This is a genomic window from Streptomyces sp. NPDC003691 (assembly GCF_053981115.1).
Genome location: NZ_JBSFNQ010000027.1, coordinates 49,972 through 62,170, shown reverse-complemented (window position 1 = coordinate 62,170; position 12,199 = coordinate 49,972). Strand labels below are relative to the sequence as shown.

Below are 12,199 nucleotides of genomic sequence, written 5' to 3'. Positions count from 1 at the left end.
CACCACGGAACGGAGGATCATGGACACAGCAATCGTCATCGGCGGCGGACAGTACGGACTCGGCGCCGCCTACGCCCTGCGCAACCAGGGATTCGCACCGGTCGTCCTCGAAGCCGGCACCGCACCCGTCGGCTCCTGGCCCCACTACTACGACAGCCTGACGATCTTCACCCCCGCCCGGCTGTCCTGCCTGCCCGGAATGCCCTTCCCCGCCCGGGACGCCCATCTGCCCGGCCGCGACGAGATGGTGGCCTATCTGCGGGCGTACGCCGCCCGGCTCGACTGCGAGATCCGCACCGGCACCCGGGTCGTCGCCGTCCACACCGCACCCGGGGGCTACGCCGTGACGACCGGCACCGGCGAAGTGCTGCACGCCTCCGTCGTCGTGGCCGCCACCGGCACCTTCGGCAACCCCCACCGCCCCGCGATCCCCGCCCTCGCCGGATACACCGGCAAGGTGCTGCACTCCGCCGACTACCGCTCACCCGAACCCTTCGCCGGACAGCGCGTCGTGGTGATCGGCGGAGCCAACTCCGCCATGCAGATCGCCCATGAGCTGGCCGGACGGACCCGGACCACCCTCACCAGCCGCCGGCCCCTCACCTTCACCAGGCTCCGCCCGCCCCGCAGCAGGGCGGGCTGGAAAGCTCTCGAAACCGGACTGCTGTTACCGGTCGGCGCCCTGATCCCACTGCACGAGCAGACGGTCGTCGTCGACAACGACGACACCTACCGCAAGGCCCTGGCCGGCGGCTTCCTGGAGCACCGGGAACTGTTCACCTCCGCCGAGGGCACCGGAATCCGCTGGGCCGACGGCAGCACCGAACACATCGACACCGTCCTCCTCGCCACCGGCTACCGCCCGGCGGTGGACTATCTGCGCCCCATCGGCGCCCTCGACCGCCGGGGCATCCCCCGGCAGCGGTCCGGCCTGTCGACCGTCCACCCCGGACTGGCCTACGTCGGACTCGAAGGCCAGCGGTCCCTCCTCTCCGGCGGGATCCACGGCGTCGGTACGGACGCCGTCCACGTAGCCCGCAGACTGCGCCGCTGGGTCGCCTCCACGGAACCCGCCTGGCGCCGCCCGGCGGCCTGAGACACCGACCGGACCGGCACCGCACCCGCCCCCGGCCGGCCCGGGGGCGGGCTCAGCCGAAGGACTCCCGGAACGTCTTCTCGAAGGCCGCCTGGACGGTGGACTCCACGGAATCCCACTGAAGGTCGAGCTCCTCGGCCCGGTCCGCCAGCTCCTCCTTCACCTCGTCCCAGTGCCACTCGTACCAGAAACCGGCATCGTCCTTGACCGACTCCCAGCCGCCCGACTCCCGGTACGCGAAGTCACCGGCCCGCCCCTCGGCCTCCTCGCGCGCCTCGCCGACGAGTTCGGCCATGGCCACCTGCTCGGGACCCGAATCGCTCACTGTGCCCTCCCGCACGACATCACCCTCCACACCGGTTTCCGCAGGCCGGACACTTCACCGGTAGGCCGGAGTTCCCATCTCCGCCCATTGAGGCGGAAGTTAGCAGACTGCGGGCCGGGAGATCAGTGGAACGCCGGACCGGACCCGGGAACACGGCCCCGGTGCCGTCCCGCACCCCGCCCCCGGAACCTCCGCAGCCCGTTGTCCCGCTCGCCGCCGCGCCCGGCCCCCTGACGACCGGACAGGTCACCCGCGGCGGAAGTACGGAGCACCCAGTTCCGCGAACCAGCGCGGTGGCTCCGCGGCAACGAAGGCGCCGGCCATCGCGTCCAGCCAGGCGGCGAACGACGGGAAGTCCGGTGCCGGGGCGGCCCCGCCCTCCGGCTCCCCGCTGTCGGCGTAGCGTACGTGCCCCGGCTGGTCGTCGTGGTGGTGGTAGCAGACGGGGTACTCGCCGTCCCCGTCCGGCCGGGTGATGTCGAAGCACCAGACCGCTTCGCCGTCCGCGTCGGCGAGAGCGAACCCGACCAGGTGGTTGGCGGACAGGAGTGACGCAACAGGCGGTTCACGGTCCGGCCGGCGGCCCGGCTGCCGGTGGTATCCGGCCCGGTCCGCGGGGGGCCAGTACCGCCGTATCGCCGCCGAAGCCGACGAGGAGCCGTCCGCCGGGCGTGATGTCCACCGCGTGCACTTCCCCGGAGAGGACCAGCCCCGGGCCGGCCTGGCGGCCGGTGGCCGGGTCCCACATCCGTACGGTCCTGTCCTGGCCGCCGGTGACGGCGACGAGCCCCCCGTGCACCACGCCCGTCGCGACCGCCCGTACCTTGCCGGTGTGGCCGGTGAAGGGTGCGCCGACGGGCTCGCCCGACGCGAGGTCCCAGACCCGCACGGTCGTGTCGTCACTGCCGGTGAGGGCAACGGGCCTGCCGTTCAGCACCGCCGTGGCCACCGCCCGCACCTCGTCCGAGTGACCGGCACGATGCCACAGCTGCGCGACCGCCCGGCCCGCCGCCAGATCCCATACGAGCGCCGTGAAGTCACCGCTGCCGCTGACGGCGACCGGACGGCCGTCCACGACACCGGTCGCCACCGCCTCCACCGGGTCGGTGTGGTCGGCCAGCGGGGGACCGACTTCCTTTCCGGTGGTCAGATCCCACACCCGTGCCGTCTTGTCGCCGTCTCCGGCGACAGCGACGGGAACTCCGCCGAGCACGGTGACCGCCACCGCGTTCACCGGCCCGCAGTGCCCGGTGAAGGGTGCTCCGACGGGCTCGCCCGACGCGAGGTCCCAGACCCGCACCGTACCCTCGGCGGTCCCGGTGACGGCGACCGGCCGCCCCCCGACCACCGCCGTCGCCAGCGCGAGCACCTCGTGCGCGTCGTCGTCGGTGAGGGGCTCGCCGACGGGTTCACCCGACACGAGATCCCACAGCCGCACCGACCCGTCCCAGCTACCCGTGACGGCGACCGGCCGGTTCGCCACGACCGCGGTCGCGACCGCGGCCACGCGATCGGCGTGCCCGGACAGCGGCCGCGGACCGTCCGCGCCACCGGTGGCCCACACCACCTCCCACCACCCACCGCCCGTACCCGCGGGCACAGCCCCGTCCCCGTCAGCACGCCGTTCGTCAGACATGCCCGTATCCAACCAGCCGCCACCGACATCTCCCCCCGGCACCGGGGGAGTTGAGCCCCTCCCGGACATGCGGCGGCCGTTCCCCGGGAGGGCATGCCCCCGGGGAACGGCCACGGCCGGTGCCCCGCGCGCACCGGCCGTCGTCGGCTCAGCCGATCTGCCACTTCTGGTTCCTGCTGCCGTCGCAGGTCTGCAGCTGGAGGCGGAATCCGGTGGAGCCGCCGAGGTTCACGGGCTCGACACACTTGCCGGACTGCGGGTTCACCAGCGAACCGTCGGTCTGCAACCGGAAGGTCTGGGCCGGGTTGGCGGAGCAGTCCGCGATCTGGAGAGGCGTACCGTCGGCCGTCCCACCGCCCGACACATCCATGCACGTCTTCCGCTGGTACAGCGTCCACACCTTGCCGTCCGGACGGAACTCGAACCGCTGCCGCGCCTTGCCGGAGCAGTCGTCGAGCCGCAGCGGCGTGCCGTCGGTGACATCGGAGCCGGCGATGTCCATGCAGAGGTTTGCGGCGAAGCCCATGACCGGACCCTTGACCTTGCCGTCGTCGAGCTTCGGGGGGCGGGGAATCTCCGTGCCGCCTCCCTTGGCCGGGCCCTGCGGAGCCTTCACACCCTGCGGCTTCTCCGCCTTGCCCGCGCTGCCCGCGGCCGGCTTTCCGGCCGTCGCCCCGCCGGAGCCGCTCGCCGCCCCGGAGCCCGACACGGAGCCCCCCGGCCCGGAACCGGACCCCTTACCCGGCGAGGCACCGGACTTCCGGCCCGGCTCGCTCGTACCGCTGGTCGTACGCTCCTTCGTCCCACCCTCCGCCTGCGCGTCGCCGCCCTCTCCGCCCTCCGGCCCGTCGACACCGCCCGGACCGCCGCTTCCCCACTCCTCCTGATCACCGGCGGCACTGGTGCTCTTCGCCGGACCGGACCCGGATCCCTCCTTGTTCATCAGCGGGACCGCCACCAGCACGAGCCCGGTCAGCGCCGCGGCGGAGGCGATGGCGATCCACCCCCGCTTTCCCGGCCTCGGACCGCTCCTGCGCTCCCGCGTATCCGCGCCGACGAGCGGATCGAGCTCCTCCGGTCCCGGTCCCGCGTCCGTCCCGGGCGGGACCGGCAGCGGCGACCCGAACTCCGGCCGCGTATCGAAGAGCTCCGCGAGGTCGAGGCGGTCCGAAGGTTCGAGGCGGTCCGAGGTTTCGAGGCGGTCCGAAGGTTCGAAGCGCTGCGACGGCTTGAACGGCTTCGACGGCTTGAACGGCTCGAAGGTCTCGGACGAATCCGACGGCCGGGACGGCTCGGACGCCTCGGGCTGCTCGGACGATCGGTTGTCGGGCTCGGACGGCACATCATCTCCTGGGGAGGTACGACTACGGTGATACGACTGCGTTGATACGGCTGTGGTGGTACGAGCCCGGGGTGCCGGAACGCGGCGGCCCGGCCCGCCCGCACACCAGCGCGGCCGGACCGGCCCCGCCGCCGCGCGCCCGGAAACCACCGCCGGGCGCGCCGGTGAAACGAGTGACACCGGCTCACATCCGGCTCCTAGGATGCGATTTCCGGCCCCGAGGATCCGTTTCCGGCTGTGAGGTTCACATCCATGCCCCCGCGGGTACTCCGGGCGGTCCCCGCCCCGGCACCCGCGCCGCCGCCCGCACCCGCTCCCCGCGCCCGTCGCGAAACGAACGGACCGGCCGCCCGCTCCCGAAGGGACCGGTCCCGGCCGGTGACGCACCACCCGCCGCGGCCCCGCCCGCACACCGCCGCCGTGCCCCGCCGCGCACACCGCCCCGGGCGGCCGCGGAACAACGGTCGTCGTGCACCGAACCCGTCCCCCCGCGGCCGTCACTGCGCCAGAATGGTCCCGGCCCGCGGGGCCGGGAGCCGATGGCGGTCGTCTCGGGGGAGCGATGAACGCTGAACTGGTCGTGGCAGTGTTCGGCACCGCCGGTACGTTCCTGGGGCTCGGCGTCGCCTGGCGGCAACTGCGCGCCCACGGCCGCGCCCACCCGCCCGGCCCTCACCCGCCCGGCCCTCACCCGTACGACCCCGGACCGTACGACCCCGGACCGTACGGCGCGTCCGTCCACCCGCCCGCTCTGCCGCCGCGGACGATCCGGGGCCGCGACCGGCTGCTCCGCACCCTCCGGAGACGGGTACGCCGCCCGCGCCGCGGCATCCTCGTCCTCACCGGCCCCGGAGGCACCGGAAAGTCCACCGTCGCCGCGGCCCTCGCCCAGTGGGCCCTCCGGCGCCGGAGCCGGCGGCGGCAGGTGTGGTGGGTGTCCGCCGGCGACCCCGCCACCCTCGCCGCCGGGCTGGTCACCGTCGCCCGGCGGGCGGGCGCCCGCCGGACCGACCTGGAGGCACTGGCCCATGGCACGGCCGACGCCGCCGACCGCTTCTGGGAAGTACTCCGCCGGGCCCCCGCCGGATGGCTGCTCGTCCTCGACGAAGCCGACGACCCCGCCGTCCTCACCGCACCGGGCTGGCTGCGCCCGGCGGGCCGCGGGCTGATCGTCGTGACGACCCGGCACACCGGCGCCGACGCGTGGGGCCGGGACGCGACCCTGCTGCCCCTGCCCCCGCTCGGTGAGCACGACGGCGCCCTGGTGCTCACCGACCTGGCCCCAGGCGCGGGAGACCACCGGGCCGCCCGGGACCTCGCACGCCGCCTCGGCGGACTGCCCCTGGCCCTGGCGATGGCGGGAACCCATCTGCACTCCGGAGTCGCCCGCCGGGCGACCTTCACCGCCTTCCGGACCCTTCTCGACATCCGGGTGTCGGACGGCTGGCCCGGCGACCCCGGTCTCCGGGCCGACCCCCGCGCCACCGTGACCTTCACCTGGGAGATCTCGCTGGACGCCCTCCACCGCCGAGGTGACCCCGCCGCCCGCCCCCTGCTGCGGCTGCTCTCCTGCTACCAGCCCGGTGTGCCCGTCCCCCGGGAACTCCTCGACACCCGCTCACCCGCACTGGCGGCCCTCGCCGGCACGGAGCCGGCCGTGGAACGGGCCCTGCGCGGACTGGTCGACACGGGCCTGCTCACCACCGGCCCGGCACCGGACGGCACCACGGGACTGATCACCCATCCCGTGGTGGCCGACATCAGCAGACTCCACCTCGGGCCGCCACCGGACCCCGGCGCGCCCCACGGCGATGGCGACGACACCCGGATTCCGGCAGCGGCGGCGGACCTCCTCGTGGCCGCCCTCGGCGGGCTGCGTATGGACCAGCCCGCCGACTGGCCCCGCTACCGCGGGCTGACTCCGCACCTGAGCGCCCTCCACCGGACCGCCGCCGGCCGGCTCCCCCCGCCGCGGCTTGCGGCACTCGCCGAAGCCACGGCCGACGCCGCCCGCGCGGCCGACCGCGAAGGGGCCCACCGCACCGCGGCCCGGCTCTGCCTTGCCGGCCTCGCCCACACGGAACCCCTGGGTCCCGACCACCCCGCCGTACTCGCCCTGCTCCACCAGCGCGCCTGGCAGATCTCCTTCCAGGGCGACCGGCCCGGCGCCGAAACCCTCTACCGCGAGGTGTACACCACCCGTCTGCGCACCCTCGGGGAGAACGACCCGGACACCCTCGCCAGCCGCCACGAACTCGCCTGGATCGCGGCCTGCCAGGAACGCTGGGCGGAGGCCGAGCAGGCGTACCGCCAGGTCCTGACGGCCCGGCGGACCGTTCTCGGCCCCACCGCGCCCGACACCCTCACCACCGCCCATGAACTCGCCTGGACCCTCGCCAACCAGGGCCGCTACGCCGAAGCGGCCACCGCGCTCGGCCGTGTCCACTCCGACCGGCGGCGTACCCTCGGCGCCCGCCATCCGCAGACCCTCGCCAGCCGCCATGAACTGGCCTGGGTACGTGCCGGATCCGGCGACCGCGCCGAGGCGGAGGCCCTCTACCGGGAGGTACTCCGGGACCGGCGGCAGGTCCTCGGCGACGACCACCCGGAGACCCTGACCACCCACCACGAACTCGCCTGGACCCTCGCCGCCCAGGGTCGGACCGCCGAAGCCGAACGGATCTCCCGCGGTGTACTCGCCGGGCGGCGACGCGTACTCGGCGACGACCACCCCGACACCACCGCCACCCGGCAGGCCCTCGAAGCACTGCGCCGCGGCCTGCCCTTCGACGCCCGCCACATCGCCTGAGCCCGCGGCCGCCCCGCCCCGCCCCTCCCCGCCCCCGCCCGGTCCCGGGCCCGCCGCATCCACCGCCCGCCGGGGACCTCCCGCAGGCCGGACCCGAGGAGAATCCGATGATCCGAACGGGACAGCTCGCCGCGGCCGTGGCCGAACTGGGTCTCCCCGGGCTGCCCGTCCTCGTCCACGCGGCACTCCGGTCCTTCGGCGCCCCGCTCGACGGAGGCGCGGACACCCTCACCGGAGTCCTCACCGACCACGGCTGCACCGTCCTCGTCCCCGCCTTCACCGAAACCCACTTCGGAGTACCCGCACCCCCGGCGATGCGCCCCGCCCGCAACGGAGTGGACTACACCAGGCCCTGGCCGGAGGAGTCCCTGCCCGCCCCCGCCGCGTACACCCCGGACTGCGGACTGGTCAACCCGCGCCTCGGAGCCTTCCCCGCCGCACTCCTCGCCCGGCCCGGCACCCACCGCGGCCGTCACCCGCTCAACTCGTTCGCCGCCTACGGACCCGACGCCGCCGCGCTCGTCCGCGACCAGAGCCCCCAGGACGTCTACGCCCCCCTCCGCGCCCTGGCCGAACGCGACGGACGGAGCCTGCTGATCGGCGTCGGCCTCAACCGGATGACCGTACTGCACCTCGCCGAACAGCAGTCCGGACGCCGCCTGTTCCGCCGCTGGGCCGCAACCGGGGACGGCCGTACCGTCACGGTGGAAGTGGGATCCTGCTCGGAGGGCTTCCCCCGGCTGGAACCCCGGCTCCGCCCCGCCGCCCGTACGACGACGGTCGGCGCCGCCCGCTGGACCGCCCACCCGGTACGCGCCACCCTGGCCGCCGTCGTCCCCGCCCTGGCCGCCGACCCGGAGCTGACCCGCTGCTCCGCCCACTGCCTGCCCTGCCGGGACGCCGCGGCGGGCGGACCACCCGCCTGAGCCGCACCCGCCTGACCCGCACCCGGGCGGCACCGCCGGTCAGGCGCCGGGACGGCCCGCACCTGCCGGTGTTCCTCACGGACTGCGCGGGCCGTCCGTGAGGAACACCGGCAGGCGCGCCACCCCGCCGATCAGCGAGCCGTCGAGGAGCGGCAGACCGGCGGCCGGTTCCGCAAGCCGCAGGCCCGGCCGGCGGTGCGCGAGGGCCTTCAGGGCAGTACGGAGTTCGAGCAGGGCGAGCCGCGAGCCGATACAGCGATGGGGCCCGTGACCGAAGGCGAGGTGGGGACCCGGAGTACGGGTGATGTCGAAGACCTGCGGGGAGCCGAAGACGCGCGGGTCGCGGTCGGCGTGCGCGTGGGACGGAATGACGGCCTCACCGGCCCGGACCCGGGTCGCTCCGACGACCAGGTCGGCCGTCGCGAGACGCGGGAGGGCGGCGTCCGCGATGGTGTCGTAGCGGAGGATCTCGTGAACGGCCGGTTCCACCAGCGCCGGTTCCCGGCACAGCGCCCGCCACTGCTCCCGGTGGACCAGCAGGTACAGCACACCGTTGGTGAGGGTGGCCGCGGTCGTGACATGCCCGGCGACAAAGAGGTTGACGGCGGTCGCCAGAAGTTCGGGGCGGCTGATCAGTCCGGACCGGTGGCCGTCGAGAAGGGTTCTGAGCAGCCCGTCGCCGGGCAGCAGTCCGCTCCCGGGCGCGGGTCCGCCGAACAGCAGGGTGTCCCAGTGGGCCCGGAGCGCCTCGTGACAGGCGCGGGCCCGCTCGGGCGGCAGGGAGGTCAGGGCCAGCTTCTGCCGGGACCACTCCAGCAGGGGCGCCCGCCGGTCGTCGGGGACACCGAGGAGATCGCACAGAACACCCGTGGCCAGCGGCAGGGAGAACGACCGGTGCAGGTCGACCGGGCCTGCTCCCGCCGTGGCGCCGACTTCGTCCAGGAGCCGCCGGACCCGGTCCCGCACGGGGACGCGCAGCGCTGCCGACGCGGACGGACGGAACGCCGGCGCGCACAGGCGGCGTACCCGGGTGTGGTCGGGAGGGTCGAGACCGAGGAGGCTCGGCTCGTCCAGATGCGCCCGGGTCATCCGGGGTCCGCCCGGTGCGGTGAGCATGGCCCGGCGGCTGAACCGGCGGTCGGTGAGCACCTGCACGACTTCCGCGTGACGTACCGCGAGCCGGGCGGGATCCCCACTGGGCATCGTCACCAGGGCCATCCGCGGACGGTCCAGCAGGTCGAGGTGCGGCATGGGCGCGAGGCAGTCCGCCCGCGGGAACGGGTAGGACAGGACGGTCTCACCGGGGAACTGTTCGGGGGACGACACGGCACCTCGCAGGGTCGGCGGTACGGGACGGGGGAGCACCCGGTTCACGGGCCGGGCCGGGAGCCGGGATCCGGCGGCTCCCGGGGCGGCAGTCCGCACAGCGCCCGTGGGTGTGCCTGGGGCGTACGGGGATTCCGGCGCAGATACGCGCGCCAGCGCTCCCGTACCTCCCCGGTCGTCGCCGACCCCAGCCAGGACGCCACCCGCTCCGCCGTGGCCAACGGGTCGGCGGCCAGCTCACCGAAACCGATCCGCAGGCACTCCACCGAACCCGGCGGGCCGGCCGTGAACTCCCGCAGCCGGGCCAGCGCGATACCGGCCGCCGCGGTGAGCTGCCGCCCCACCTCCCGCGGGCGCACGTCGTCACTGCGTTTGCGCCGCGCGGCCATGGCCAGGCCGCACAGCGAGCCGATCGCCGCGTCGGCGTCGCGCTCCAGCACGACGAGCCGGGCATCCGGGTACACGGCGGCCAGCGACGGCAGATGCCACACGTGGGAGGGGCTCTTCAGCACCAGCCGGGCCCCCGGTACTGCCGGGCGCCGGGCCAGCACATGCCGGAGCTGCGCGCGGTGCAGCCGGTAAGCGCCGGTGAGGTCCTGCTCCCAAAGCCAGGACGCGTAGCCCGGGACCCGGTAACTGATCAGCCCTAGGACGGCGTTGCGGAAGTCCGTGGTCATCAGATACTCGCACTCTTCGGGGCTCCGGGCCGACGTCGGGTGGAGCGCCCGCAGCGCGGGAGCGGCACGGAAGTGCTCGGCCACATACCGTTCGGCCGCCCCGACGAGGTCCCGCACGGCGGCCCCCGGAGGCGAAACGGGGGCCAGCAGCTCCCACAACTGCGGGGCGTGCAGCCCGGGGTGGCGGGAGAGCAGAGCGTGCAGCAGCGTGCTGCCGGTCCGGGGCAACCCCACGATGAACACCGGCTCCCGCCAGACGCGGCGGTCCACCGCAGGACGGGGCGCCGCATGGAGCCGCGCCCGGGTGCACAGCGCGTTCAGCAGAAGGGCGTGCGCCTCGGCCCGCCCGTACGGGGTCAGCCGGGCCTCCTCCTCCAGGGCCGTGACGAGGAGTTCCAGGGCCCGGTTGTGGGTGTCCGGGCCGAAGCCGCCGAGTCCGGTGAGGGCGAGGGCCTCGGCGCACAGCATCGCCGGGTCGAGCCGTACGGCCGGAGTGCTGCCCCGGCCGGGGTACGTCCGGGACGTCGCGGCACCCGGAGTGCTCGCCGGGCCGTACGAGGCAGGGCCGGGCCCGTTGTCTCCGTACCGCGTCACGGGACACCCCCGGGTCCCCGGGGCACCTCCGGCGCCGGACCCCCGCGACGCTGTCGCCACAGCTCCCCGATGCGCGAGACCACCGCCCGCAGTTCGTTCCGCTCGATCCGCGGGTTGACGGTACACAGCCGGAACACCCGCCGGCCGGCCACCGTGGTGGCCGTCACCAGCGCCCGCCCTTCGTCCCGGAGGGCCCGGCACACCTCGTCGACGGCCCGGTCCGCCGCCTCCGGCGGCGGTGGCGGTCCGGCTGCGGGAGGCAGCCCACGGAAGGTCACCACGGCCGACCGGGGACCGGTCACCACCGCCAGACCGGGACACGCGCCGACGTACCGGGCGACGTCCTCCGCCGAGTCCAGCCCCCGGTCGACCGCGGCCCGGAACGCCTCGGAGCCGAAGACTCTGAGGGAGAGCCAGAGCCGCAGGGCACGGAACTCCCTGGTCTGCTGCACCCCCCACTGGAGGAAGTCGGCCTCCTGGTCGCCGTCGTCCGCCGCGGGACGGCCGCCGTCCAGATAGGCCGGCAGGCTCACCCCGAACGCGCGGCGCAGGTCCCCGGCGTCCCGCACCAGGACGCACCCCGTCTCCGCCGGCTGGAACAGCCACTTGTGCGGGTCGACCGCCAGCGAATCGGCCGCCTCCAGACCGGCCAGCTCCCGCCTGCCGCGCTCCGTGAGGGCCGCCGCCGCGCCGAAGGCGCCGTCCACATGAAGCCACATCCCCTCCTCCCGGCACAGCCGCGCCAGCGCGGGCAGCGGATCAACCGCCCCGGTGGCGGTGGTGCCCGCGTTGGCCACCACGAGAAGGGGCCGCCGCCCCCGCCTCCGGTCCGCCGCCACCCGATCCGCGAGGCCGTCGACGGACAGCCGCTGGCCGTCGTCGCAGGGCAGCACCCGGACCCGCTCCTCCCCGATCCCGAGCACATGCAGGGCGCGCGGCACGGAGAAGTGCGTCTGGTCGGAGAAGTAGGCGGTGGCGTCCCGTGCCTCGGTGCCGGCCAGGGCGTCACGGGCCGCGGTCAGCGCGGTGAGGTTGGCCGTCGAACCACCCGGCACGAACAGCCCTCGCGTCGTGGGACGCAACCCCAGCAGCTCCACCAGCCACCGGACGGTGGCCGTCTCGATCGCACTGGAGACGGCCCCGGTGAACCGCCATCCCGTCGGCACCGCGAACCCGGTGGCCAAGGTCGCGCCCAGCACACCGGAGAAGGTGCCCGGAGCGGGCACGAAGGAGAGGAAACCGGGGTGGTCGGGGTGCGCGTTGCCCACCTTCAGGAGGTGCCCGACCTCCTCCACCAGGGCAAGCGGATCGGGTGCCGGACCGGTTGGCAGCGCCTCCGAGCGCAGGCCCGCCGCCAGGGCCGCCGTATCTCCCACCGGGGTCGGCGGATGCTGCCCCAGACCGGCCATATGCCCGGCGACCAGATCGACAACCCGGTGGCCCAGGGCCCTCATGGTCTCCTCGGGCA

General features: G+C 74.9%; 10 protein-coding genes. 4 read left to right on the top strand and 6 right to left on the bottom strand.

All coding sequences use genetic code 11. The annotated features are described in order from the left end of the window. Positions 1-19 precede the first annotated feature (19 nt). The gene (locus ACWDR0_RS15800; RefSeq protein WP_456352243.1) at positions 20-1,096 is read left to right on the top strand and encodes a flavin-containing monooxygenase; all 1,077 of its coding nucleotides are present in this window, start codon (positions 20-22) and stop codon (positions 1,094-1,096) included. Positions 1,097-1,148: 52 nt separating this feature from the next. Here the strand turns inward: ACWDR0_RS15800 and ACWDR0_RS15795 are convergent, their stop codons facing one another. After that, entirely contained in the window at positions 1,149-1,421 is a 273-nt protein-coding gene (locus tag ACWDR0_RS15795; RefSeq protein ID WP_456352242.1) for a hypothetical protein, read from the bottom strand. 408 nt (positions 1,422-1,829) lie between these two features. Here ACWDR0_RS15795 and ACWDR0_RS15790 point away from each other — a divergent pair, with 408 nt between their 5' ends. After that, positions 1,830-1,973, top strand: coding sequence for a hypothetical protein (locus ACWDR0_RS15790; RefSeq protein WP_456352241.1), 144 nt, complete (start codon positions 1,830-1,832; stop codon positions 1,971-1,973). A 13-nt stretch (positions 1,974-1,986) separates the two neighbouring features. On the opposite strand, the gene ACWDR0_RS15785 is transcribed toward ACWDR0_RS15790, so the two are convergent. After that, positions 1,987-3,057, bottom strand: coding sequence for a WD40 repeat domain-containing protein (locus ACWDR0_RS15785; RefSeq protein WP_456352240.1), 1,071 nt, complete (start codon positions 3,055-3,057; stop codon positions 1,987-1,989). Positions 3,058-3,205: 148 nt separating this feature from the next. Beyond that, entirely contained in the window at positions 3,206-4,399 is a 1,194-nt protein-coding gene (locus ACWDR0_RS15780) for a ricin-type beta-trefoil lectin domain protein (protein WP_456352239.1), read from the bottom strand. A 562-nt stretch (positions 4,400-4,961) separates the two neighbouring features. On the opposite strand from ACWDR0_RS15780, the gene ACWDR0_RS15775 reads away from it, so the two are divergent. Continuing rightward, the gene (locus ACWDR0_RS15775; RefSeq protein ID WP_456352238.1) at positions 4,962-7,208 is read left to right on the top strand and encodes a tetratricopeptide repeat protein; all 2,247 of its coding nucleotides are present in this window, start codon (positions 4,962-4,964) and stop codon (positions 7,206-7,208) included. A 107-nt stretch (positions 7,209-7,315) separates the two neighbouring features. Next, positions 7,316-8,134 carry an AAC(3) family N-acetyltransferase gene (locus tag ACWDR0_RS15770; RefSeq protein WP_456352237.1) on the top strand — a complete coding sequence of 273 codons (819 nt, stop codon included), beginning with the start codon at positions 7,316-7,318 and terminating at the stop codon, positions 8,132-8,134. 75 nt (positions 8,135-8,209) lie between these two features. Here the strand turns inward: ACWDR0_RS15770 and ACWDR0_RS15765 are convergent, their stop codons facing one another. The 3 genes from ACWDR0_RS15765 to ACWDR0_RS15755 are packed head-to-tail and all read right to left on the bottom strand — an operon-like array spanning position 8,210 to position 12,185. Then, positions 8,210-9,460, bottom strand: coding sequence for a cytochrome P450 (locus tag ACWDR0_RS15765; RefSeq protein ID WP_456352236.1), 1,251 nt, complete (start codon positions 9,458-9,460; stop codon positions 8,210-8,212). Between the two features lie 44 nt (positions 9,461-9,504). Then, positions 9,505-10,731, bottom strand: a complete 1,227-nt coding sequence (locus tag ACWDR0_RS15760) for a sulfotransferase family protein (protein ID WP_456352235.1) — start codon at positions 10,729-10,731, stop codon at positions 9,505-9,507. Next, positions 10,728-12,185, bottom strand: a complete 1,458-nt coding sequence (locus tag ACWDR0_RS15755) for a pyridoxal phosphate-dependent decarboxylase family protein (protein ID WP_456352234.1) — start codon at positions 12,183-12,185, stop codon at positions 10,728-10,730. The genes ACWDR0_RS15760 and ACWDR0_RS15755 overlap by 4 nt, the downstream gene beginning before the upstream one ends. Positions 12,186-12,199: the final 14 nt, after the last annotated feature.